Here is a 21800-nt window from a genome sequence, read left to right as displayed (position 1 = left end):
CTCAGTCCGCTTTGGGTCCGGTTTGTCCGCTCTTGGCCGGAGTCGGCGGCAACTGCGGTGCGCCGGTGTCGGGCAACAGAAGGCTGCTGGCAGGCTGGGCCTTGTCCTGGAAGGCGCGGATCTGGTCGTAACGGTTCAAGGTCATGCGGTCGGCGTCTTCTGCCGTGCGCAGCACTGTGGGGCGCAGGAAGACCATCAGATTGGTGCGCTGACGCTTGCGGTTCTCGCTCTTGAACAGGTGACCGATGAGCGGGATCTTGGACAGGCCGGGCACGCCGTCGTTGCCGTCGGTGTACTCGTCCTTGATCAGGCCGCCCAGCACCAGAAGGCCGCCGTCGTCCACGGTCACCGTGGTTTCGATGGCGTTCTTGTCGGTGATCGGGCCGGTGCTCTGCGAGCCGCCCGGCACCACCGAGCTGTTCTCGTGGTAGATCACCATGCGGATCGAGCCGCCTTCGCCGATCTGGGCCTTGACGCGCAGCACCAGGCCCACGTCCTTGCGCTCCACGGTCTGGAAGGGGTTGACCGCGCCGCCGGCGCCGGCACCCGCGCCGGTGTTGGTGAAGCTGCCGGTCACGAAGGGCACGTTCTGCCCGACGACGATCTTGGCCTCCTCGTTGTCCAGCGCCACCAGATTGGGCGTGGAGAGAATGTTGGCGCCGGTCTCGCTTTCCAGGAAGTTGGCCAGCGCGCCCAGGGTGTAGAAGTCGCCGATCTTCTTCAGGAAGCCCAGGTTCAGGCCGCCGGGCACCTGGCCTAGAACGGCAGCGGCGCCGTCGCGGCCCTTGGCGGCGGCGGCGCTCAAATTGATGATGTTGGCGCCACCGGTGCCGAAATTGGTGCCGGCGCCACCGATCGCGCTGTCGCCCTTGTCACCGAACAGGTTCTGCCACTGCACGCCGAACTGGGCGCCGCGGCTGGCGTCCACCTTGACGATCATGGTTTCGACGTAGATCTGGGCGCGGCGGCCGTCCAGCTGGTCGATCACGGCGCGCATCTGGCGGTAGAGCGGGTCGGCGGCGGTGATGATCAGTGAGTTGGTGGCCGGGTCGGCTTGGATGAAGCCCCCGGTGGAGGGCTGGGCCGATGCGGCCACCGGCGTGGCCGCGGCCGCGCTGTTGGCGCCACTGTTGGCGCCGCCAGGCTGTGTGCTGATCGGCTGCGCTTGCTGCGGCGCGGGGCTGGTCGACTGTGCGAAAGCGGCCAGGCCGGCGCTGTTCGAATTGCCACTGCCGGTGCCGGCAAAGGCTGCGCGCAGCACCTGGGCCAGCTTGGTGGCGTCGGCGTTCTTCAGGTGCACCACATGGATGCCGCCGGCCGCATTGCTGGCCGGGCGATCGAGCTTTTGCGCCAGGGCTTTGAGGGCAGCCAAGCGCGCGGCATTGGGGGCGCGCAGGATCAGGCTGTTGTTGCGCGGTTCGGCCACCACCTGGGTGGTGGCGGGGCCGCCCTGCGGCGCGCCGGCACCGCTGCCGCCCTCGCCCAGCTTTTGCAGCAGGGCGGCCACATCGGTGGCCACGGCGTGTTGCAGCACCAGCACCTCCACATCGGTGGCCGCGCCGGTGTCCAGCGCCGCAATGATCTTGGCGATGCGCTTGAGGTTGTCGGCGTAGTCGGTGATCACCAGGCTGTTGTTGCCCGGGTTGGCGTTGATGGTGTTGTTGACGTTGACCAGGGGCCGCAGCACGGCCACCAGGTTGTTGGCGTTCTCGTGCTTGAGCTGGAACACCTGGGTGATGATTTGGTCACCGCGGATCTTGCTGTCGTCCAGCACCACGGTGGTGGCCTGCAGTTTGGCGTCGGCCTCGGGCACCACCTTGAGCAGCCCCGCCGCGTCGATGACCGAGAAACCCAGGCCGCGCAGCGCGGCCAGGTATTGCGCAAAGGCCTCTTGGGCGCGCAGGGGCTGCTCGCTGTAGAGCGTGACCGTGCCCTTGACGCGTGGGTCCACGATCAGGCTGCGGCCCAGCATGCTGCCCATGGCGCGGCTGACGGCCTCGATGTCGGCGTTGACGAAGTTCAGCGTCACCGGGGTTTCGGCGCGCACCGCAGGCGGCGCTGCATGGGCAAAGCCCGCGTGCAGGCAAAGCGTGGCGGCCAGCGCCGTGGCGCGAAAGAGAGGGAAGTCCATGCGCGTCATCCGATCGAGATCAGCGAGCGGGCGCCTTGGCGCCGGCCCATGATGTTCAGCAAATTGTTCAAAGCATCTTCGGCCCCCGGTGCGGCTGAGGCCTCACCGCGAAAGCCTTCGCCCTGGCGGCCTTGGCCCTGCAGTTGCAGGGCGCCTTCCAGGGTTTGAAGTTGAAAGCTGGCGGGGCTGCCCGCCTGCCCCTGCACGGCCAGGCGGTAGCTGCCCAGCGGGTTCAAGGTGGAAAGGCGCGAGCTCAGGCCCCGCAACTCCAGCGCCAGTTGGCCGTCCAGCTGCCAGCGCCCTTGCTGCCATTGCAGCTTGGCCGCCTGGGCACTCAGCAGCACTTGGCCGCTGGGCTGCACCGTGTTCCAGGGGGTGCCCAGGCCGGTCAGCAGGGCCGCAGGTAGGCGCAGCAGGGGCTCGTTGCGCTCGGGCAGGCTCAGGCCCAGCTGGCCCCAGCCCAGTTGCAGGCGCAGCACCAACTCGCCAGCGCTGCAGCAATCCAGCTTCATGCGCAGGGCCGGCGCACCCTGCGCCCAACCCAGGCGCCAATGCACACGGCCGGGCAGGCCGGCGAGGTCGCGGCTGCCGGCGCCGCCGCTCAGGCTGAGCCGGGCATCGCCCTGCCACCAGCTGCCCTGGCTGTCGGCCAGCAACACCCGGCCCTGGCTGGCCTGGGCCAGCTGGTTCGCCAGCCAGGCCGCTGGCGCGTGCGCCAGCAGCGCCGCACTCAAGCCCAGCGCCAGTCCCCAGAGGACGGGGGCGCGTTTCAAGTGCCGACTCCCAGGCTCAGCACGATGCGCCCGGCATAGCCCTTGGCGCCGCGCGTGAGTTGTGCCTCGATCGGGCGGGCGCGGGCGCTGGTGCGCACCTCGGCCAACCAACGGCCGAGGGCCTCGCCCTGCGCTTCAGAAAAACTCAGGGCGGCGCGCTCGCCCTGCACTTGCAGCTTGGCGCCGGGCCCCAGCAGCTCGGTGGCGGCCTGGAGGGCCTGTTGCGCCTGAGCCGGCGCCACGGCCGGCAGCTGGCGCAGGGCCTTGGCCTCGGCGGCCCAGGCTTGCATCTGTTGCAGTTGGGCGTCGAGGGCTGCGCGCTGGGCCGGGGCTTCGCGCAGGGTCTTGAGTGCCGGCAGCAGCCCCCAGCCCACCAGCAGGGCCAGGCCCAGCACCAGGCCGGCGGCCAGCACCCCCAGGCGCTCGCGCGGCGCCAGGGCTTGCCATTGCTGTTGCGCCTGGGTGCGAGCGTCGCGCAGTTGTTCGGTGAAAGTGGCGCTCATGGTGCAGGGGCCTTGCTGCGGCGCAGCGTCATGCGGCCCTGATCGGGTTGCAGGGTCCACGCCGCGCCCAGGCTCTGGCGCAGTTGTTCAAGGTGGGGCTCGCTCCAATCGCTGGCCCCAAAGCTGAGCAGACCGGGCTCATAGCTCAGCGCATCCAGCGGTGCGCGGTCGGCCGGCCAGGCGGCGGCCAGGGCGGCCAACATGGGGTCCAGGTCGCTGTCGTCCGGGCGGCCGGCGGCGGCGCGCAGACGCGCCAGTTCGCGCTGCATCTGCACCGGGGCGTCCAGTACGGCCCGCACTTGCGGGAAGGCGGTGGTCAGGGTCTGCTCCACGGCCAGGCGGCGCTCGCTCAATTGCTGGCGTTGCTGCCAGGCCAGGGCATTGAGCCCCACCAATTGCAGGCCCAGCAGGGCGGCCACGCCGAAGCGCGCCATGCGCCACTCGGGTTGCATCAGGCGGTGGCCCAGTTGTTGCAGCCAGCGCCAGCCCTGCGGACGGCCGGCGAGCTCGAACTGGCGCAGGTTCCAGGGCGATAGCAGGGCTTGGGCGGAGTGTTCGGCCGCGCTTTGCACCTGCACATTCACCCCGAGCAGGCGCTGCGCCTCGTCGGCCACCTCGGCCTGCGCCGTCCAATGGCCGTTTTGCAGCAGGGGGGCCAGGCGTTCGCGGGCGAAGCTGCCGCGCAGGGGCAGGCAGCCCACGCCATCGGGGTGTTGCCAGCGCAGCACCGGGGTGCCGTGCTCATCCAGGCTCACATGGCCGCGCACCGAATCGGCCGGCCAGTGCAGGGGGGCGATGCGGTCGACAAAGCGCTGCGCCGCGTCCAACTCGGCCAGGGCGGCGGCCAGCGGCGCGCGCGGCGTCACGCAGACCCAGACCTCTTGGCCGCCGGCCGCCTGCGGTTGCAGGGCCAGGTGCAGTTCTTCAGGGTCCTGCAGCAGCTGTTCTTCCAGCAGGCCCACCAGGGCCGCGCGCCAACGACCCGGCGCGGTGCGCGGCAAAGGGGTGCGGTGAAAGGCCGTCTGCAGATCGGCCGGCACCAGCACCAATTGCTGCGCGGCCGGCAGGGCCTGGGCCGCACAGCGGCCCTGGGTGGGCGCCGTGCCGTTGGCGGGCAGCAGCACCCAGTCGAAATCGGTGAACTCGGTGGCACCAGACGCGTTCGACCCGGCCGGGGCCGGCAGCCGTTCGCGTGCTTGCAAGAGGATCAGCAGGGTGCTCATGGGCGCTCTGGGAAAAGGGCCGGGGATTCTAGGGAGAGCCGCGGCGCGGGTTTTCACCCAGATCGACCGGGCGGCGCTCGCGCCAGAGGGTCTGCACCTGGTTGCCGTCGCGGCGCAGCACCAGCGAGCGCTGCTCCATCACCCGTTCATCCAAGCGCAGCCGGCCGGTGACCAGAAAGTGGCGGGTGTTCACCGCCACCCGGCCGTCCTTGACCGCGCCGCGCTGGGGCTCGGGCAGTTGGGCACGCACGTCGTTCAGGTTCCTGAAGGGCTTGGCATTGCGCACCTGCACCAGGCGGTCAGCCTGGCCCAGATTGATGCGCAGCACGGCGGCCAGCACCTCGCGCGGGGCGGTGTTCAGGTTCACCGGCGCAGGCTGCTCCAGCAGGATCAGCCAGGGCTCCAGGCGCTTGATGGACTCGGGCTCCAGCCCCAGCCAGCTCAGTTGCTCCAGGCGGCGCGGCAGCAGCACCCCGTCGCCCGTCTCGGCCGTGGAGACCAGGGCCTCGCGCAGGCCCGAGCTCAGGCGCTCGGCCACGGCGCTGGACAGGCCGGCGGCGCTGCACAGGGACTGCAGGGTCTGCACGTCGTCGGGGTCCAGCTCCTTGCTGCTCAGGTTGGTGAGGTTGAAGCGTGACTGCGCGTCCTCGATCTGACCGGACAGGAAGGCCTCGGGCCCTTCGTTGTCGAGCGCGGCGTTGTTGCGGTCGGCCGCCAGGAAGGTAGAGAGCCGGCTCTCGGCCAAGGGCACGGCCCAGACCTCGCCCAAGTGGTCAGTCTCGGCATTGGCGCCGCCGGCCTTGCCGTCTTCGATCAGGATCAGGCGCGCCCAGTCCAGGGCCCCGCCCAGCACCCAGGCGGCCTGGGCGCGTGCGCGCTCGGCGCTTTCGATCTGCACCGCGCGGAACTGCCGCCACACCATGGCGGCGGCCAGGGTGGCCACCAGGGTGACGATGAGCATGGCCGTCAGCAGAGCGGCGCCGCGTTGTGCCCTCATGGCCCGCGCCCCAGCAGGAATTGCCGCATCAAGGGGCCGCCGAAGCCGGACTGGGGGGCGAACTGCAGGGTGATGCGCAGGCCTTGGGGCAGGGTGACGCGCTGCGGGCCTACGTTTTGTCCGGGTGTTTGCCCTTGGCCTTGTCCTTCCTTGGGGGGGCTGGGATCGTCAAAGTCGCCAGTGGACTGGGCATTGCTCCAAGCATTGCCAAAGAAGTAGGCCAGTTGCCAGTCGCTGACGCCCGGCTGGGTCTCCAGTGCGCTGCCCGCCAAGGTCAGGGGCTGTCCGCCGCGCTCAAAGGAGCGGCGCAGGGCATCGAGCCGGCTGGTGGGGGCGTCCGCCCAACGACGCAGCGCGCCGTCCACCACGAACCAGACCACCACCTGCACGCCCTGCGGGTGGCGGCGGGTGAGGCGCAGATGGCGGCCGTCGAACTGCAGGGCCGGAAGTTCCTTGCCCTCGTGGATCTGCTCCAGATCCTGCTGCAGCTGGGCCATCACCGTTTGCAGCCGGGCGCTGCGCTCTAAATGGGTTTGGCTTTGTTCGCGGCTGCGCAGCATGGCGTCTACGCCGCGCCAGGCCAGGCCGGACATGACGGCCATCACCAAGAGGGCGATGAGCACCTCGACCAGGGTGAATCCACGCGCGTGCTTGAGGGCCATCAGAAGCGCCCCTGAATGGTGGTCAGAGTGAGCAGGCTTTCCGTGGTCTCGTCGCCCACCACGGTGTCGATGCGGCGGAAGTTCGGGTTCGGCGTGGGCTGCACGCGCATCAGGCCGCGAAATTGCAGGCCCAGTTGCTCGCAGCTGAAGGAGGACTCACCCACGCCGGGGAATTGCTTGGTCAGGCGCAGTTCCACCAATTGGTTCTCGGCACACCATTGGGCGGCCGTCATGCGCTGCAGGCGGTCGGCATTCATCGTCAACGCGCCAGCCGCCTTCATGCCCGCACCCAGGGCCAGGGCCACCACGGCCAGGGCCACCAGCACTTCGATCAGCGTGAAGCCGCGGGCTTTCATCGAACCCTCATCGGGTGGGCTGCGCGTCTTCAGCCAGCACGGCGAAGGCCTGTAGGCCGTCGCTGCCAATGCGCAGCTGGGCCTCGCCCAGGCGCAGGCGCAGGCTTTGTTTGTGCAGCAGGGGCTCGGGGCCCAGCACCAGGGCGTTGGCACCGCCCTCGATCTCGACGGCCGGCGGCTGGCCCAGCCACTGGCTGGGCAGGGCCAGCTTGGCGGGCAGGCCCTGGAAGCTGAAGTGCTGATCCGCTGACTTGGCCGTGGGCTGCCAGCTCACCACCAGGCCGGCTGCGCGCGCCTCGGCGCGAGCCGATTCCAGCAGCGCCACCAGGCGCTCGGCCTCGCGGTCCAACTGGGCCTGGGTGGGGTCGCGCAGCGCCAGGCCGACGCCGGCTGTGGCGATGGCCACGATCATCAACACGACCAGCAGCTCGATCAGGCTAAAACCTCGGCCGAAACCCCGGCCGAAGCCGTGGGCCCTTCGCAGCAACACTTACTGCCAGGAGCCGATGTCGGCGTCCGGGCCCTCGCCGCCGGTCTTGCCGTCGCGCCCCAGGCTGTAGACATCGACCTCGCCCTTCACGCCCGGATTGGCGTATTGGTAGGCCTGGCCCCAGGGGTCCTTGGGCAGCTTTTCCACATAGGGGCGCCAGTTGGCGGGGATGCTGCCCGTGGTGGGTTTCTGGATCAGGGCTTCCAGGCCTTGGTCGCCGCTGGGGAAGCGCTGGTTGTCCAGCTTGTACATCTTGAGGGCCTGCATCAGCACATTGATGTCGGTGCGCGCGGCGGTCACCCGCGCGTCGTCCGCCCGGCTGAGCAGATTGGGCACCACCATGGCCCCGAGCACGCCAATGATGATCAGCACGACCAGGAGCTCGATCAGGGTGAAACCACGCCGGCGCGCGGCCATACCGGAGAAAACACGCATGAAATCAAGAGGCCAGACGGCCGGGCTAGGGAGTGCGGCTGATGATAATCGCCGCCCATGAGAGAACGCCTTGTTGCCTTGTTGGTGTGGACCCTGGTGGGCTGGAGTGCCGGCTACTTTGCGCTGCGTCTGTGGCCTCAGCCCCTGCAGCTGCCCGCCGCGCTACCCACGGCCGGGGCGGACGCTCCCCTGGTGCTGGACCGTCTGCTGGGCTCGGCCGCCCCTGCCGTGGTGGCCGTGGCCGCCCAAGACAGCCGCTATCGCCTGCTGGGCCTGGTGGCCCCCAAGGGCGAGGCGCTGCAGGGCGAACAAGGCGTGGCCTTGATTGCGGTGGACGGCGCGCCGCCGCGCGCGGTGCGTCTGGGGCAGGCGGTGGATGGCGAGATGCGCTTGCTGAAGGTGGAGGCCCACGGTGTGAGCCTGGGTACCGAGGGTCAGGTGCGGGTGCAATTGCGTCTGGATCCGCCGCCCGCGGCGACCCAGGGCCAGTTGCCGCCGGTGGCCGGCTTGGTGGTGGAGCCCAGCCCGCCTCCGCAACCCGCCCCGATGGTGGGTCCTCAGGCCGGGGCCGCGCAGGAGCCGCAAGCGGGTGCGGCGGTTGACGGGGCCGACATGCCGCGCCGGCGCAACCCGGGCGATCAGGCGCGCTAACTCAGCGCCTGCCTACTCCAGCAAGGGGCTGCTCGGCCGCGTGGTCGCCCCCAGGCGGCTGTCGGGCAATTCATCCAGTCCCATCGGTGTGGTGGTTTGCTGGGGTTGCAGTGCCGAGTCCAGCGCCGACGGATCGGTTTCCGGTTGAATCGGGGCCGCTGGAATTTCATGCACGTCTGAGAGCAGCGCCGCGGCACTGCGCACCAGCGGCCAGGCGATGGCCGCGCCGGTGCCGTCGGCGCAATCCATGCCCAGTTCCAGCAGGGCCATGGCCTTAAAGCCGGCCAGCGCGAGATCCATGCCCGGCTCGTGGTTGCTGCGGCAGAACACCACATAGTCGGTGACCGGTGGCGCAATGCTGGCGGCCACGCGCAGTGCGGCGCAGGCGGGTAGGCCGTCAATCAGGATCAGCATGCGCTTGCTGGCCGCTACCAGCATGGCGCCGGCCATCACCGCGATCTCGTAGCCGCCAAAGGCGGCCAGGGCATCCATGGCATCCACCGCCTCGCGGTGGCGGCTGAGTACCAACTCCAGCACTTCAACCAGATGCTGGGAGCTGGCGCTCAGCAGATCCTTGAGGTGCTGGGCGTCCAGGCGGGCCAGCAACAGGGCCGCGCTTTCATTCGCCCCCTGGCCCATGCCGGCGCAAGCCAGCACATTGCCGCTCTGGGCATCGGTGACTTCCATGCCCACGCGCAGCGCAGCGTGCAACTGTTCGCGTGTCATGGCGGCGCCAAAGCGCGCATTGCGGGTGCCATGCGCCACCTTGCGCAGCAGCAGCTTGGGGTGGGGCGCCAGGTCGGTGGCGAGGCCGCAGTCCACCACCTGCAGGGCCAGGCCATGCAGGCGCGCCAGCACCGCGCTGGGCAGGCGGGACTGCAGGGCCAGCATGGCCTGATCGGAGGTGCTGCGCCCCCATTGCGCGCCCACGCCTTCGACGGCCAGGCCGTGGTCGGCGGCAAACAGGGCCAGCACGGGATCGCGAAAGCGCGGCGTTTCGGTGGCCTGGATCAAGGCCAGGCGCAGGGCGAGTTCTTCCAGCTGACCGAAGCCTCCGGCGATGGCGCTGCGGCGCGCCAAGCGCTCGCGCAGGGCTTTCTCCAACTCGGGGTTGGCCGTGGGCGAAATCAGCGACTCGTGGAGGGTCATGGGGCTCCCTGCGCACCTGCAGGTGCAACTTTTGGTGGCAGGGATGCTAAGTCAGCTACTTCAGGAAAAGACGGTAGGCCGGGTTTTCGCTCTCGTCCACCCAGGGGTGTTCCAGACGGTTCAGGAAGCGTTTGAGCGCCGCGCGGTCTTTGGGCGGCACTTGCAGGCCCACCAGCACGCGGCCGTGGTCGGCGCCCTGGTTGCGGTAATGGAACAGGCTGATGTTCCAGCCCGGGTCCATGGCCTCCAGGAAGCGCATTAGGGCGCCGGGGCGTTCGGGGAATTGGCAGCGCACCAAGGACTCGTGCGGGATGTCCACTCCGCGTCCGCCGGCCAAGTGACGCAAGTGCTGCTTGGCCAACTCATCATGGGTCAGGTCCAGGGCTTCGAAGCCGGCCTTGCGAAAGGTCTGCAACAGGCGCTCGGTGTCGTCGGGGCGGGTCAGGCTCAGGCCCACGAACAGATGGGCGCGCTGCGGGTCGCTCATGCGGTAGTTGAACTCGGTGACCGAGCGCTTGCCGATCAGCTGACAGAAGCGCTTGAAGCTGCCCCGTTCCTCCGGAATGGTGATGGCGAACAGGGCCTCGCGCTGTTCGCCTACTTCGGCGCGCTCGGCCACAAAGCGCAGGCGATCGAAGTTCATGTTGGCGCCGCAGGCGATGGCCACCAGGGTCTGACCCTTCACACCCTCGCGCGCCACCCATTGCTTGATCCCCGCCACGCCCAGCGCCCCTGCGGGTTCGACGATGGAGCGGGTGTCCTCAAAGATGTCCTTCACGGCGGCGCACAGGGCGTCGGTGTCGACCTCGATCCAGTCATCCACCAGGGCGCAGGCGACGCGAAAGGTTTCCTCACCGACCAGCTTGACGGCTGTGCCGTCGCTGAACAGCCCGACATCGGGCAGGGTCAGGCGCCGGCCGGCGCGCACCGAAGCGGCCATGGCGTTGGAGTCCTGAGTCTGAACGCCGATCACCTTGACCTCGGGCCGGATGGCCTTGATGGCGGCGGCCACGCCGGAGATCAGCCCGCCGCCGCCCACCGCCACGAACACCGCGTGCAGCGGGCCGGGGTGCTGCTCCAGCAACTCCAGGCCCACCGTCCCCTGGCCGGCGATGACGTCGGGATCGTCAAAAGGGTGAACGAAGGTCAGACCCTGCTCGGCCTGCAGGCGCACGGCTTCTTGATAGGCGTCGCTGTAGGAGTCGCCGTGCAGCAGCACCTCGGCGTCCAGCGCCTTCACGGCATCGACCTTGACGCGCGGCGTGGTGACGGGCATCACCACCAGTGCGCGGCAGCCCAGGCGCTTGGCGCTGAGGGCCACGCCCTGGGCGTGATTGCCGGCGCTGGCGCAGATCACCCCTTGGGCCAGTTGCTCGGGCGGGAGTTGCGCCATCTTGTTGTAGGCGCCGCGCAGCTTGAAGCTGAAGACGGGCTGCTGGTCCTCGCGCTTGAGCAGCACTTGGTTCCCCAAGCGCCGGCTGAGCTTGCGCGCCGGGTCGAGCGCGGTGCGCCGCGCCACCTCGTAGACCCGGGCGCGCAAGATGCGCTGCAAATAGCTGTCGGCGCTGGGAATCAAAGCAGGGCGGACCATGGTGTCTTTCGAAGCCGCGAAGGAAGTCCGAATGATCACCGCTTAAGCTTCGTCAAATGGAATGCACAGTTCAATGGAATGGGCCAGCAAGTGGCCCAAATGGCCCGAGCGGCATGAGCTTTCTGGCGAGCACGGGTAGCGGGCACTGCGTCAGCATGGATGGGGCGCCGGATGGCGGAGGCCGCAACCTGGCGCCTCGACCGATGGAGATGCTCTTGGTGGGCGCGGGAGGCTGCAGCGCCTATGACGTGGTGCTGATCCTGCAGCGCGGGAGGCACAAGGTGCTGGGCTGCGAGGTGCAGATCAAGGCCGAGCGCGCGGCCACCGACCCCAAGGTCTTCACCCAGATCCATCTGCACTTCGTGCTGCGTGGGCGCGGTCTGAATGCGGATGCCGTGGCGCGGGCGGTCGCGCTCTCTCACGAGAAGTACTGCTCGGCCACCGTGATGCTGGGCCGCACGGCCGAGGTCACGACCAGCCACGAGGTGCTGGAGGCCGATTGATCAGATCCGTTCGGCGGTCAGGGTCATCACCTTGGCCGCCGCGCGCATCAGGCCTTTGATGGGCATCGGGAGGTCGCGAGCGCCGGCCTGCAGGGCGGCCTCGGCATGCTCGACCTCTTCCAACTTCATCTGCGCCACGATGGCGCGTGAGTTGAGGTCGCCCGCGGGCAGGCGCTGTAGATGCGATTCCAGGTGCGCCTCAACCTGGCGCTCGGTTTCCACCACAAAGCCCAGCGACCACGCATCGCCGGCCAGCCCGGCACCCAGGCCGATGCCGAAGGCGCCTCCCCACCATAGCGGGTTGAGCAAACTGGGGCGCGCGCCCAACTGCGCCAAGCGCTCGGCGGTCCAGGCCAGATGGTCTTCTTCCTCTTGCGCCGCCCGCACCAGGTGTGCGCGCAGCCCTTCGTCACGGGTGGTCAGTGCCTGCGCGCTGTAAAGCGCTTGCGCACACACCTCGCCCACGTGGTTTACGCGCATCAGTCCGGCAGACAGTCGTTGCTCGGCGGCATCAAGCTCGGTCGCCTGCTCCGCCTCCGCTGCCTGCGGCGTAGGGCGGCTGGCGCGGGCGGGCAGCAATAGGGTTCGTAAGCCTTGATCCAGGGCGATGCAAAGGCGGTCGGCGGGGCTGTGTTGGCGCATACCCGCAGTGTAGAAACCCGAGCTTCGTTGCGAGCGAGCAACGTCAAATTGAAGCTTGTCAAGGAACTGTCAAGCGGCTCTGGTTCAATCCATCTCAGTCCGGGATTACCCGGTCACTTGACTCTCAACAGGAGCAATGAATGAAGAAGAGCATGTTGGCCTTCGCGGCCCTGAGCCTGGTTTCTGGTATCGCCGCCGCGCAGTCGTCGGTGACGGTGTTTGGAGTGTTGGACGTGGGCGCTCGCAGCCTGAAGGGCGTCAGCAGCATCAAGTACCTGCACAAGGACGGTGTGTCCTCCAGTCGCCTGGGCTTCCGTGGCGTTGAGGATCTTGGCGGCGGCTTGAAGGCAGGTTTCCATATTGAAGGCGCCTTGGGTTCGGATGACGGTTCTGGCGGCACTTGGCAGCGTCGCAGCACCGTCAGCTTGATGGGCGGCTTTGGTGAAGTGCGCCTCGGCCATCAAAAGGTCGCTGCTCGCACGATCGTCGACGACTTCGATGCTTTCGGCACGACTGGCATCGCCGACGTGAGCCGTCTGTACACCCTGACTGGCACCTCCAGGGACTGGGAAATCAACCGCACCAGCAATCAGGTTTCGTACTTCCTGCCGTCGATGGGCGGCATCTACGGCAACGTGGACGCCTCTGCGGGCGAAGGCACCAACGCCGCGAACAAGATGATCAGCGGTCGCATTGGCTTCAAGTCGGGCGGCCTGCACCTCTCTGCTGCCACTGGCAACCAAGGCGTGAGCGCCAAGCTCAAGACGACGACCTTGGCAGGTTCGTATGCTTTCGGCTCTGCTACCGTGTATGCGATGCATACCCAAAACAAGCAAGCGGGCATGGCCACCAACAAGATCAACAGCTTGGGCCTCGCCTACTCCATGGGTGCCGGCAAGTTGCAAGGATCGTTTGCCAAGGCCACGGGCGGTAGCAAGTTGATCGCTGCGGGCTATGACTACAGCCTTTCCAAGCGCACTGGCATCTATGCCCAAGTGGCTCGCACGGACAACTCGGCCGGCAAGCGCTTTGGTCTGGGTGGCGCCAGTGGCGCCACTGCTCCGGCGGCCGGAGGGGACTCGACGGGATACAGCGTGGGCGTCCGCCACAGCTTCTGATCCAGCGCCTTGGCGCGAGGAGTAGGCCGCCTTCGGGCGGCCTTTTCGCTTTCTGGTTTTCCCTAAAGCCGTTGGGCACCCACCACAGGGGCCCGGGAGGCGAAGTCAGAGTCCGCACAATAGGCCGCGATTCTGTTGCCCCCCTCTCGGAGACCTCTGTCCATGAAAAAGCATTTGTTCGCGCTGAGCGCGTTGTCGCTGGCCAGCGTGGCCGCCCTGGCCCAATCGTCGGTGCAGATCTATGGCGTGGCCGATGCCGGCGTCAGCGTCACCACCGGCATGCTGGGTGGCACCAAGAAGCATGTGATCAGCGGCATCATGGACGGCTCGCGCCTGGGCTTCAAGGGCACCGAGGACATGGGGGGCGGCTGGAAGGCTTTGTTCCTGCTGGAGAACCGCATCGAGCTGGACACTGGTTCGAACAGCAACGTGCCGAGCTCGGGCATGCAGGTGCCGGATCGCTGGGGCAAGCGCAGCGTGATCTTTGGCAACACGCCGGTGGCTTTCAGCCTGGCTGGAACGCCGGTGCCTGCCCCGTTCCATGCTCCGCTGATCGCTGGTGCTACGGCCAATCTGAACTTGGCACTCGACAGCGTCGTCAAGACCCTGGGTGATCGACTCTCGGCTGCATCGTTCGGTGTGAATATCGGCAATGCTCGCTTCTGGGATCGTCAGGCCTATGTGGGTCTCATCACCCCGGTCGGTGCGGTGTTGGCGGGTCGCCAGTACACGCCGGCCTACGAACTGAACGCTGTGTTCGATACCCTGGGCACGCAATCCAGCTTGGCCGCAGGCCAGGTCGCGGCTGTGCCGGCCGTGATTGACATTCGCATGAGCAATGCTCTGCAGTACCGCGTCGAAACCGGTGGTTTGAAGGCTGGCTTCATGGCTGCGGCGGGTGAGGGCTCGACCAGTCAGGGGCGCTTCTATGGCGGTCAGATCCAGTACAAGACCGGCGCCTTTGCCGTTGGCCTGGGTATGAACACCAAGAAGAACGAGCTTGGCGGCAAGTCGCTGGAGACCAAGACCTTCGGCGCCTCGATGGACATTGGCAACGGCAAGCTGAGTTTCCTGTACAACGATGTGTCGGATCCGAACCCCTCGGGTCTGTCGGCTCTGCTGGGCGGCCTGGATCAAGCGCTCACACTGCAGATCAAGCCCGCATTGGCCGCAGGTCTGAATGCCTCGGCTCCGGGTGCCGGCACCTTGTTGGTCGGCCAGATCAACAACGCCGCGCTGGTGGGCATGTACAAGGCCGCCTATGTCCAAGACTCCACTGTGATGAGCATTGGCTACAAGCATGTGACCGGCCCGCACACGATCTACACGGCCTTCAACCGCTACAACGACAAGACCCGTTTCGATTCGGATACGGACTCGTATGGCGTGGTCTACAGCTATGCCTTCAGCAAGCGCACGGACATGAACTTTGTGCTGACCCACTTCAACAACAAGGGCAGCGTGGCCGCCACGCAGGGCCAAGCCGCTCCGGGTCAGGCTGGTTTCCTGGGTGGCTTCACCAAGGCGCCGGGCGAAGACTCGAACAATTTCGCGATCGGTCTGCGTCACCGCTTCTGATCCCCCTGGCATGATGCGCGGCCGCCTTCGGGCGGCCGCCTTGTTTTGGGATTCTCGAAATGTTGGTTTTCATTCTTCGCCGCCTGGCGCAGGCGGCCCTGGTCATGCTGACGGTGGCGCTGATCGCCTTCAGCCTGTTTCAGTTCGTGGGCGATCCGCTGACCAATATGCTGGGTCAGGACGCCACACCCGAGCAGCGTGAGCAGCTGCGCCGCGACCTGGGCCTGGACCGCAGTGCGCTGGTGCAGTTCGCAAGCTTCGTGGGCAATGCGGTGCAGGGCGAGTTTGGCCTCTCGCTGCGTCAGGGGCGCAAGGTGTCGGCACTGATCGCCGAGGCCTTTCCGGCCACCATCGAGTTGGCCCTGGGTGCGGCGACTTTGGCGTTGTGCGTGGGCATTCCTCTGGGTGTGTATGCGGCACTCAAGCGCGGGCGTTGGCTGGCGCAGAGCATCATGGCGGTGTCCCTGGTCGGGGTGTCGCTGCCGACCTTCTTGATCGGCATCCTGCTGATCCTGGTGTTTGCCGTCTGGCTGCAGTGGCTGCCCAGTTTTGGCCGCGGTGAGGTGCTGAAGGTGGGTGGCTGGACCACGGGTCTGTTGACGCGCGACGGCCTGCTGCACCTGATCCTGCCGGCGGTCACGCTCTCGGTGTTCCAACTCACGCTCATCATGCGCTTGGTGCGCTCTGAGATGCTCGAGGTGCTGCGTACCGACTACATCAAGTTCGCCCGCGCGCGCGGTCTGGCCGAGCGGGTGGTGCACTTCCGGCATGCCCTGCGCAATACCCTGGTGCCGGTGATCACCATCACGGGCCTGCAACTCGGCTCGTTGATTGCGTTTGCCATCATTACCGAGACGGTGTTTCAGTGGCCGGGCATGGGTTTGCTGTTCATCCAGGCGGTGCAGTTCGCCGATGTGCCGGTGATGGCGGCCTACCTTTGCCTGATCTCGCTGATCTTCGTGACCATCAATTTGGTGGTGGATCTGCTCTACGTCGCGGTGGACCCCCGCCTGCGCGTCAACAGCCGCGGACATTGACGCCATGACTGCAACTCCTTCGCGCTGGCAGCGCTTTCTGGCCAGCGACCTCTGGTACTCCTTCACCCACACCCCGGTGGCTTGGGTGGCCAGCCTGATGCTCTTGGCCTGCGTGGTGTGTGCGGTGTTTGCGCCCTGGGTGGCGCCGCACAACCCGCTGGATCTGGCTTCGTTGAGCCTGATGGATGCCACCCTGCCGCCCGCTTGGGCGGCCGAGGGCAGCAGCAAATACTTGCTGGGCACCGACGGTTATGGGCGCGACATCCTCTCGGCCCTTTTCTACGGCGCGCGGATCTCGCTGTTCATCGGCATTGCCTCGGTGTTGCTGTCGATGCTCATCGGCGTTTCGCTGGGGCTGATGGCGGGTTTCATCGGCGGCAAGTTGGATGCCTTCATCATGCGCGTCTGCGATGTGATGCTGAGCTTCCCGTCCATCTTGGTGGCGCTGTTGATCAACGGGGTGGCCAAGGCGATGTTCCCGAATGCTGGCGAGACCCTGGCGTTCTCGGTGCTGATTCTGGCCATCGCACTGACGGGCTGGGTGCAGTACGCGCGCACGGTGCGCGGTTCGACCCTGGTGGAGCGCAACAAGGAATATGTGCAGGCGGCGCGGGTGGTCGGTGTGGGGAGCTTTCGCATCATGCGGCGCCATGTGCTGCCCAATGTGCTGGGGCCGGTGCTGGTGCTGGCGACCTTGCAGGTGGCGCTGGCCATCATCACCGAAGCCACATTGAGCTTTTTGGGCGTGGGCGTGCCGCCCACCAGCCCCTCGCTGGGCACCCTGATCCGCATCGGCAACGAATTCCTCTATTCGGGCCAGTGGTGGATCACGATCTTCCCGGGCGCCATGCTGGTGCTGATTTCGCTGTCGGTGAACCTGCTGGGTGACTGGCTGCGCGATGCTTTGAATCCAAGACTGCGTTGATGAACACCAAGCCCAAAGAAGCGCTGCTGCAGGTCAAGCAGCTGAGCGTCGAGTTCCCGACCCGCCACGGCACTTTGAAGGCCTTGAACGAGGTCAGTTTTGACATCGCCCCCGGTGAGATTCTTGGCGTGGTGGGTGAGTCGGGCGCAGGCAAGTCGCTGACCGGTGCGGCGCTGATCGGTCTGCTGGAGCCGCCGGGGCGCGTCAGCGGCGGCGAAATCTGGTTCGAAGGCCGGCGCATCGACAACCTGGGCGCGGCCGAGATGCGCGCCCTGCGCGGCAAGAAGATTGGCGCGATCTTTCAGGATCCGTTGACCTCGCTGAATCCGCTGTTCACGGTGGGTCAGCAGTTGATCGAGACCATTCAGGCGCACCTGCCTCTGAACGCCAGCCAAGCCCGCGCACGCGCCATCGATCTGCTGGCGCAGACGGGCATTCCGGCTCCCGAGGCCCGCATCGATCAGTACCCGCACCAGTTCAGTGGCGGCATGCGCCAACGCGTGGTGATCGCCCTGGCCTTGGCCGCCGAGCCCAAGCTGATCGTGGCCGACGAGCCCACCACGGCCCTGGACGTGTCGATCCAAGCGCAGATCATCCAGTTGCTCAAGCGAGTGTGCCGCGAGCACGGCGCGGCGGTGATGCTGGTGACGCACGACATGGGCGTGATCGCCGAGACCTGCGACCGCGTGGCGGTGATGTACGCGGGCCGCATGGTTGAGATCGGCCCGGTGCAGCAGGTCATCCATTGCCCGGCCCACCCCTACACGATCGGCTTGATGGGCTCCATCCCGGCCATGGACGAAGACCGTGAGCGCCTGCTGCAGATTGACGGCGCGATGCCGCGCCTGAACGCCATGCCCCAGGGCTGCGCCTTCCATCCGCGCTGCACCCAAGCGCTGGCGCGCTGCCGCGAGGCCGTGCCCGCTTTGCGCGAAGTCAGCGGTACGCAGGCGGCCTGCTGGTTGCATCAGGCGGAAGCGCAGTGATGACGGATCTGGTTCAAGTGCAAGACCTGGCGATGCGCTTTGATGTATCGCCGCCCTGGCTTAATCGCGTGATCGAGGGCAAGCCGCGCCAATTCGTGCATGCGGTGGACGGCGTCAGCTTCTCCATCCCCAAGGGCAAGACCCTGGCCCTTGTGGGCGAGTCAGGTTGCGGCAAGAGCACGGTGGCGCGCCTGCTGGTGGGGCTCTACCAACCCAGCGCCGGGCAGATCGCTTTTGATGGGCGCAACACGGCCGAGTGGTTCGCGGCCAAAGATGCGCGCGATCTGCGCCGGCGCTTGCAGATGATCTTCCAGGACCCCTATGCCAGCCTGAACCCGCGCTGGAAGGTGGGTGAGATCGTGGCGGAGCCGCTGACTGAGCAGGGTCTGCTGACCGACCCGGCAGCCATTCGTGCCCGGGTGGCCGAGCTGCTCAGCCTGGTGGGCCTGAATCCGTTGGATAGCGAGAAGTTCCCGCACCAGTTCTCGGGCGGGCAGCGCCAGCGCATCTCGATCGCGCGGGCGTTGGCCACCGAACCCGAGTTCTTGGTGTGTGATGAGCCCACCAGCGCCCTCGATGTGTCGGTGCAGGCGCAGGTGCTGAACATCATGAAGGAGTTGCAGCAGCGCCAGGGTCTGACCTACCTCTTCATTTCGCACAACCTCGCGGTGGTGCGGCATATGGCGGATCAGATCGGCGTGATGTACCTGGGCCGTCTGGTGGAGCTGTCCGAAAAGGGCGAACTCTTTGCTCGGCCGCGGCACCCCTACACCCGCATGCTGCTGGACGCGATTCCCGACATCCACATGACGGGCCGCCAGCGCGTGGCGGTGCAGGGTGAAGTGCCCAACCCGCTCAATCCGCCGTCGGGCTGCAGCTTTCATCCGCGCTGCCCGTTGGCCAATGAGCGCTGCAAGACGGAGCGCCCGGCGCTGATGAGCTTCCAGGGTGTTCAGGTGGCCTGCCACGCGGTGGCGGAAGGCCGAGCCTGATCAGTGGCTGGCTTGCGGGCCTATTGAGCCTATTGAGCCTATTGAGCCTATTGAGTGGAGTGACCCTGTGGCGGCAGCCGCAGCGGCCCTTTTTGGCCGCAGCCAGCCAGCATTGCCAGCGCGCCCAGCAGGGCCAAGATCACCAGTTTGCGGCCCGTTGCGGGCCGACTTTCTACACTGAAGGCATTCATAGACCGCAGTGTAGGTTTGCCCCATGACCCTTTCGATGACCGACAGCGAGTACCACGCGCAGGCCGACGCCTTGCTGCGCAGGCTGGAAACCCAGATGGACCGCTGGCTGGAGGACGATGTGATCGACATCGACACCCAGCGTGCCGGTGGCTTGCTGGAACTGAGCTTTCCCGATCGCAGCAAACTGGTGATCAACAAGCAGCCGCCGCTGCACGAAATCTGGCTGGCCAGCCGTGCGGGTGGTTTTCACTTCCGCTGGGTTGATATGGCCTGGCGCGACACCAAGACGGCGCAAACCTTTGAGCAGGTGTTTGACGAACAGGCCAGCCGGCAGGCCGGCCGGCCCTTGCAGCTCACTGCTTGAACAAATCGAGGATGCCCTTTTTCTCTTCGGCGTTGGCCGGAGGAGGGGAGTTGGGCTCCTCGGGCTCCAGGCCGCTGACACCGCGGTCCCCGACGAACTCGTCGAAGTACCACTCGCCGCCAATTTGTACGACGCCTTCGGGCGGGGCAATCTCGGCCACGGCGGTTGAGCGCAGGGCGAACTGCATGAAGTCGATCCAGATCGGCAGGGCAAGCCCACCCCCGGTTTCGCGGCTGCCCAGCTTGCGCGGTTGGTCGTAACCGACCCAGACTACCGTCACCAGGCTGGGTTGATAGCCGGCAAACCAGGCATCCATCGAGTCATTGGTGGTGCCGGTCTTTCCGTATAAATCTGGGCGCTTGAGCGTGCCCTGGGCGCGGGCGGCCGTGCCGCTGCGAGTGACTTCCTGTAGCAGGCTGCTCATCAAGAAGGCATTGCGGGCGTCGACCGCGCGATTGCTTTCGTCCAGCGCGGGTGCGCGCGCTTCGAACAACAACTGCCCTTTGTCGTCCACCACCTTTTGGATCAGGCTGGAGCCCACCCGATGACCGCCATTGGCAAAGACCGAATAACCCTCGGCCATCTGCAATGGGGTCACGGATCCGGCGCCCAGGGCCATGGTCAGATAGGCCGGGTGTTTCTCTGCGGCGAAACCAAAGCGGCCGATCCAGTCTTGGGCCTCGCGTGCGCCTACTGAGCGCAGCACGCGGATGGAGACCATGTTTTTGGACTTGGCCAGCGCGCGCCGCAGGCTCATCGGCCCGTCATAGGTGCCGTCGTAGTTCTTGGGTTCCCAGGCCTGACTGCCGGTGGTGCCTGCGTCAAAGAACAGCGGGGCGTCATTGACGATGGTGGCGCCGGTGAAGCCCTTCTCCAGTGCGGCCGAGTAGATGAAGGGCTTGAAGCTGGAGCCGGGTTGGCGCCAAGCCTGGGTCACGTGGTTGAACTTGTTCTTGTTGAAGTCAAAACCCCCCACCATGGCGCGCACCGCACCCGTGCGGGGGTCCAGGGCTACCAACGCGCCTTCCACCTCGGGCGTCTGCGTCAGCGTCCACTCGCCCTTGGCGTCGGCCACGACGCGCACGACGGCGCCACGCCGAATTTGGATCTTGGGGTCGCCGCGCTCGGCCAGGCCTGAGGCCACCGGTTTGAGGCCAGCGCCAGCGATGCTGACGGACTCGCCTCCCTGCATCATGACCACGACCTTGCGTGGGCTGGCCTCCAGCACCACCGCCGCCAGCAGCTCGCCATTGGGCGGGTGATCGGCCAGGGCTTCGGCAACCCGTGCATCCAGCTTTTGGTTGTCGGCAGGTAGGTCGACATGGGCCTCGGGGCCGCGATAGAACTGGCGGCGCTCGTACTCCAGCAGGCCCTTGCGCAGGGCCTTATAGGCCACTTCCTGCTCGTCAGCGCGTACGCTCAGGGTCACATTCAGGCCGCGCGAGTAGAGATCGTTGCCATAGCGCGCCAAGAGCAACTGACGTGCAGCTTCGGCGGCGTAGTCGGAGCCCGACTGCGCGACCTTGTTGCGGCGGATCTGCAATTCCTCAGCCTTTGCGGCCTTGTGCTGCTCGGCGCTCAGAAAGCCGTTCTCCAGCATGCGATCCAGGATGTACTGCTGCCGAATGCGCGCTCGCTTGGGGTTGGCAATCGGGTTGTAGGCCGACGGCGCCTTGGGAAGCCCCGCCAGCATGGCGGCCTCAGCGGCGCTGAGCTTTTCCAGGGGTTTGCCAAAGTAAACCTCGCTGGCGGCGGCAAAGCCATAGGCCCGATGCCCCAGAAAGATTTGGTTCATGTAGACCTCAAGAATCTTGCGCTTGCTCAAGGTCGACTCAATGCGCAGCGCCAGCAGAATCTCGTAGATCTTTCGGGCTAGGGTTTTCTCGGAGCTGAGGTAGAAATTGCGTGCTACCTGCATGGTGATGGTGGACGCCCCTTGGCTGCGAGATTCGGCCAAATTCGCCAAGCCGGCCCGCACGATACCGAGATAGTCAATGCCCCCGTGCTCGTAGAAACGGGCGTCCTCGATCGCCAGCACGGCGTCCTGCATCACTTTGGGAATCGCGTCGATGGGGCGGTATTGGCGCCGCTCCTCGCCGAACTCCGCCAGCAGCCGCCCTTCGGCCGACCAGATCCGTAGCGGTTGATGGGGTCGATAGTCGCTCAGCCCCGAAACATCGGGCAAATTGGGATAGGCGGTAGCCAGCACCAGCGCCAGCCCCATCAGCAGAGCCAGCAGCGCGGCCAGAACAAGGGCCACCAAGCGCAGCGCAATGCGACTCACGCCTGACAGGCGTCTGGTGGAGGTAAAGGATTCAGACGCGGGCTGGGAACTCATGAGCGCGCGGATTATAGAAAGCGTCGCGAGCACGGATTCACCGCTGCTCGCGAATGCACACAGGCCGTTACAGCCTGGCTTTGGGCCGTCGACGCAACGCAACGCAGGGTAATGCCTGATGACTGGAAAGCCTTAGGCCACAAAGGCTTTACTGCTAGCATGCA

At 66.7% G+C, this 21800-nt stretch carries 23 protein-coding genes; 9 read left to right on the top strand and 14 right to left on the bottom strand.

The features are described 5' to 3' along the window. Nucleotide 1 precedes the first annotated feature (1 nt). The 9 genes from gspD to gspG are packed head-to-tail and all read right to left on the bottom strand — an operon-like array spanning nt 2 to nt 7570. Complete coding sequence (gene gspD, locus FF090_RS15935; protein WP_246071446.1) at nt 2-2131, bottom strand: type II secretion system secretin GspD; 2130 nt, start codon at nt 2129-2131, stop codon at nt 2-4. A 5-nt stretch (nt 2132-2136) separates the two neighbouring features. Next, nucleotides 2137-2904 (bottom strand): type II secretion system protein N, encoded by a 768-nt coding sequence (locus tag FF090_RS15930; protein WP_138857658.1) that lies wholly within the window; start codon nt 2902-2904, stop codon nt 2137-2139. Further along, a complete protein-coding gene (gene gspM / locus FF090_RS15925; protein WP_138857657.1) occupies nt 2901-3407 on the bottom strand; it encodes a type II secretion system protein GspM in 507 nt (168 codons plus the stop codon). The genes FF090_RS15930 and gspM overlap by 4 nt, the downstream gene beginning before the upstream one ends. After that, on the bottom strand, nt 3404-4630 hold the full coding sequence (gene gspL, locus FF090_RS15920; RefSeq protein ID WP_138857656.1) for a type II secretion system protein GspL: 1227 nt from the start codon (nt 4628-4630) through the stop codon (nt 3404-3406). Before gspL ends, gspM begins: the two co-directional genes overlap by 4 nt. 28 nt (nt 4631-4658) lie before the next feature. Continuing rightward, nucleotides 4659-5627 (bottom strand): type II secretion system minor pseudopilin GspK, encoded by a 969-nt coding sequence (gspK, locus tag FF090_RS15915; protein ID WP_138857655.1) that lies wholly within the window; start codon nt 5625-5627, stop codon nt 4659-4661. After that, nucleotides 5624-6289: a prepilin-type N-terminal cleavage/methylation domain-containing protein gene (locus FF090_RS15910; RefSeq protein WP_138857654.1), complete on the bottom strand. Its 666-nt coding sequence runs from the start codon at nt 6287-6289 to the stop codon at nt 5624-5626. The genes gspK and FF090_RS15910 overlap by 4 nt, the downstream gene beginning before the upstream one ends. Continuing rightward, nucleotides 6289-6645, bottom strand: coding sequence for a type II secretion system minor pseudopilin GspI (gspI, locus tag FF090_RS15905; protein WP_138857653.1), 357 nt, complete (start codon nt 6643-6645; stop codon nt 6289-6291). Before gspI ends, FF090_RS15910 begins: the two co-directional genes overlap by 1 nt. Nucleotides 6646-6652: 7 nt before the next feature. Beyond that, nucleotides 6653-7132 carry a prepilin-type N-terminal cleavage/methylation domain-containing protein gene (locus tag FF090_RS15900; RefSeq protein WP_246071445.1) on the bottom strand — a complete coding sequence of 160 codons (480 nt, stop codon included), beginning with the start codon at nt 7130-7132 and terminating at the stop codon, nt 6653-6655. A gap of 3 nt (nt 7133-7135) precedes the next feature. Continuing rightward, nucleotides 7136-7570: a type II secretion system major pseudopilin GspG gene (gene gspG, locus FF090_RS15895; RefSeq protein ID WP_138857652.1), complete on the bottom strand. Its 435-nt coding sequence runs from the start codon at nt 7568-7570 to the stop codon at nt 7136-7138. A gap of 57 nt (nt 7571-7627) precedes the next feature. Between gspG and FF090_RS15890 the strand changes: the two genes are divergently transcribed. Beyond that, nucleotides 7628-8221, top strand: a complete 594-nt coding sequence (locus FF090_RS15890) for a hypothetical protein (RefSeq protein ID WP_138857651.1) — start codon at nt 7628-7630, stop codon at nt 8219-8221. Between the two features lie 12 nt (nt 8222-8233). On the opposite strand, the gene FF090_RS15885 is transcribed toward FF090_RS15890, so the two are convergent. Further along, nucleotides 8234-9370, bottom strand: coding sequence for a nicotinate-nucleotide--dimethylbenzimidazole phosphoribosyltransferase (locus FF090_RS15885; protein ID WP_138857650.1), 1137 nt, complete (start codon nt 9368-9370; stop codon nt 8234-8236). A 55-nt stretch (nt 9371-9425) separates the two neighbouring features. Beyond that, nucleotides 9426-10961: a threonine ammonia-lyase, biosynthetic gene (gene ilvA / locus FF090_RS15880; protein WP_138857649.1), complete on the bottom strand. Its 1536-nt coding sequence runs from the start codon at nt 10959-10961 to the stop codon at nt 9426-9428. A gap of 56 nt (nt 10962-11017) precedes the next feature. Between ilvA and FF090_RS15875 the strand changes: the two genes are divergently transcribed. Beyond that, nucleotides 11018-11464 (top strand): OsmC family protein, encoded by a 447-nt coding sequence (locus FF090_RS15875; RefSeq protein ID WP_138857648.1) that lies wholly within the window; start codon nt 11018-11020, stop codon nt 11462-11464. Here the strand turns inward: FF090_RS15875 and coq7 are convergent, their stop codons facing one another. Then, nucleotides 11465-12106 carry a 2-polyprenyl-3-methyl-6-methoxy-1,4-benzoquinone monooxygenase gene (gene coq7, locus FF090_RS15870; protein ID WP_138857647.1) on the bottom strand — a complete coding sequence of 214 codons (642 nt, stop codon included), beginning with the start codon at nt 12104-12106 and terminating at the stop codon, nt 11465-11467. It abuts the gene before it with no gap. Nucleotides 12107-12246: 140 nt separating this feature from the next. On the opposite strand from coq7, the gene FF090_RS15865 reads away from it, so the two are divergent. The 6 genes from FF090_RS15865 to FF090_RS15840 all read left to right on the top strand — a co-directional run bounded on the left by FF090_RS15865 (nt 12247) and on the right by FF090_RS15840 (nt 18742). Then, the gene (locus tag FF090_RS15865) at nt 12247-13224 is read left to right on the top strand and encodes a porin (RefSeq protein ID WP_138857646.1); all 978 of its coding nucleotides are present in this window, start codon (nt 12247-12249) and stop codon (nt 13222-13224) included. 162 nt (nt 13225-13386) lie between these two features. Then, nucleotides 13387-14802: a porin gene (locus FF090_RS15860; RefSeq protein WP_138857645.1), complete on the top strand. Its 1416-nt coding sequence runs from the start codon at nt 13387-13389 to the stop codon at nt 14800-14802. Between the two features lie 59 nt (nt 14803-14861). Next, nucleotides 14862-15839 carry an ABC transporter permease gene (locus tag FF090_RS15855; RefSeq protein ID WP_138857644.1) on the top strand — a complete coding sequence of 326 codons (978 nt, stop codon included), beginning with the start codon at nt 14862-14864 and terminating at the stop codon, nt 15837-15839. A 4-nt stretch (nt 15840-15843) separates the two neighbouring features. Continuing rightward, nucleotides 15844-16764: an ABC transporter permease gene (locus tag FF090_RS15850; protein ID WP_138857643.1), complete on the top strand. Its 921-nt coding sequence runs from the start codon at nt 15844-15846 to the stop codon at nt 16762-16764. Further along, nucleotides 16764-17750, top strand: a complete 987-nt coding sequence (locus FF090_RS15845; protein WP_138857642.1) for an ABC transporter ATP-binding protein — start codon at nt 16764-16766, stop codon at nt 17748-17750. The genes FF090_RS15850 and FF090_RS15845 overlap by 1 nt, the downstream gene beginning before the upstream one ends. After that, nucleotides 17750-18742, top strand: a complete 993-nt coding sequence (locus FF090_RS15840; protein WP_138857641.1) for an ABC transporter ATP-binding protein — start codon at nt 17750-17752, stop codon at nt 18740-18742. The genes FF090_RS15845 and FF090_RS15840 overlap by 1 nt, the downstream gene beginning before the upstream one ends. Nucleotides 18743-18789: 47 nt before the next feature. Here the strand turns inward: FF090_RS15840 and lptM are convergent, their stop codons facing one another. After that, entirely contained in the window at nt 18790-18933 is a 144-nt protein-coding gene (gene lptM / locus FF090_RS19790) for an LPS translocon maturation chaperone LptM (RefSeq protein ID WP_138857640.1), read from the bottom strand. Nucleotides 18934-18956: 23 nt separating this feature from the next. On the opposite strand from lptM, the gene cyaY reads away from it, so the two are divergent. Further along, the gene (cyaY, locus tag FF090_RS15830) at nt 18957-19298 is read left to right on the top strand and encodes an iron donor protein CyaY (protein ID WP_138857639.1); all 342 of its coding nucleotides are present in this window, start codon (nt 18957-18959) and stop codon (nt 19296-19298) included. On the opposite strand, the gene FF090_RS15825 is transcribed toward cyaY, so the two are convergent. After that, nucleotides 19288-21636 carry a penicillin-binding protein 1A gene (locus FF090_RS15825; RefSeq protein WP_138857638.1) on the bottom strand — a complete coding sequence of 783 codons (2349 nt, stop codon included), beginning with the start codon at nt 21634-21636 and terminating at the stop codon, nt 19288-19290. The two genes, cyaY and FF090_RS15825, sit on opposite strands and share 11 nt — an antisense overlap. Nucleotides 21637-21800: the final 164 nt, after the last annotated feature.

It is taken from the genome of Inhella inkyongensis, from assembly GCF_005952805.1.
Lineage (GTDB): Bacteria > Pseudomonadota > Gammaproteobacteria > Burkholderiales > Burkholderiaceae_C > Inhella > Inhella inkyongensis.
Note: the sequence above shows the minus strand (reverse complement) of the source record. Positions and strands in the feature narration are given on the sequence as shown.

What these genes read in the sequence shown, in the direction of transcription:
- gspD (WP_246071446.1), bottom strand. Translation starts at nt 2,131, where the DNA reads ATGGACTTCCCTCTCTTTCGCGCCACGGCGCTGGCCGCCACGCTTTGC.
- gspM (WP_138857657.1), bottom strand. Translation starts at nt 3,407, where the DNA reads ATGAGCGCCACTTTCACCGAACAACTGCGCGACGCTCGCACCCAGGCG.
- gspL (WP_138857656.1), bottom strand. Translation starts at nt 4,630, where the DNA reads ATGAGCACCCTGCTGATCCTCTTGCAAGCACGCGAACGGCTGCCGGCC.
- gspK (WP_138857655.1), bottom strand. Translation starts at nt 5,627, where the DNA reads ATGAGGGCACAACGCGGCGCCGCTCTGCTGACGGCCATGCTCATCGTC.
- FF090_RS15910 (WP_138857654.1), bottom strand. Translation starts at nt 6,289, where the DNA reads ATGGCCCTCAAGCACGCGCGTGGATTCACCCTGGTCGAGGTGCTCATC.
- gspI (WP_138857653.1), bottom strand. Translation starts at nt 6,645, where the DNA reads ATGAAAGCCCGCGGCTTCACGCTGATCGAAGTGCTGGTGGCCCTGGCC.
- gspG (WP_138857652.1), bottom strand. Translation starts at nt 7,570, where the DNA reads ATGCGTGTTTTCTCCGGTATGGCCGCGCGCCGGCGTGGTTTCACCCTG.
- FF090_RS15890 (WP_138857651.1), top strand. Translation starts at nt 7,628, where the DNA reads ATGAGAGAACGCCTTGTTGCCTTGTTGGTGTGGACCCTGGTGGGCTGG.
- FF090_RS15885 (WP_138857650.1), bottom strand. Translation starts at nt 9,370, where the DNA reads ATGACCCTCCACGAGTCGCTGATTTCGCCCACGGCCAACCCCGAGTTG.
- ilvA (WP_138857649.1), bottom strand. Translation starts at nt 10,961, where the DNA reads ATGGTCCGCCCTGCTTTGATTCCCAGCGCCGACAGCTATTTGCAGCGC.
- FF090_RS15875 (WP_138857648.1), top strand. Translation starts at nt 11,018, where the DNA reads ATGGAATGCACAGTTCAATGGAATGGGCCAGCAAGTGGCCCAAATGGC.
- coq7 (WP_138857647.1), bottom strand. Translation starts at nt 12,106, where the DNA reads ATGCGCCAACACAGCCCCGCCGACCGCCTTTGCATCGCCCTGGATCAA.
- FF090_RS15865 (WP_138857646.1), top strand. Translation starts at nt 12,247, where the DNA reads ATGAAGAAGAGCATGTTGGCCTTCGCGGCCCTGAGCCTGGTTTCTGGT.
- FF090_RS15860 (WP_138857645.1), top strand. Translation starts at nt 13,387, where the DNA reads ATGAAAAAGCATTTGTTCGCGCTGAGCGCGTTGTCGCTGGCCAGCGTG.
- FF090_RS15855 (WP_138857644.1), top strand. Translation starts at nt 14,862, where the DNA reads ATGTTGGTTTTCATTCTTCGCCGCCTGGCGCAGGCGGCCCTGGTCATG.
- FF090_RS15850 (WP_138857643.1), top strand. Translation starts at nt 15,844, where the DNA reads ATGACTGCAACTCCTTCGCGCTGGCAGCGCTTTCTGGCCAGCGACCTC.
- FF090_RS15845 (WP_138857642.1), top strand. Translation starts at nt 16,764, where the DNA reads ATGAACACCAAGCCCAAAGAAGCGCTGCTGCAGGTCAAGCAGCTGAGC.
- FF090_RS15840 (WP_138857641.1), top strand. Translation starts at nt 17,750, where the DNA reads ATGACGGATCTGGTTCAAGTGCAAGACCTGGCGATGCGCTTTGATGTA.
- lptM (WP_138857640.1), bottom strand. Translation starts at nt 18,933, where the DNA reads ATGAATGCCTTCAGTGTAGAAAGTCGGCCCGCAACGGGCCGCAAACTG.
- cyaY (WP_138857639.1), top strand. Translation starts at nt 18,957, where the DNA reads ATGACCCTTTCGATGACCGACAGCGAGTACCACGCGCAGGCCGACGCC.
- FF090_RS15825 (WP_138857638.1), bottom strand. Translation starts at nt 21,636, where the DNA reads ATGAGTTCCCAGCCCGCGTCTGAATCCTTTACCTCCACCAGACGCCTG.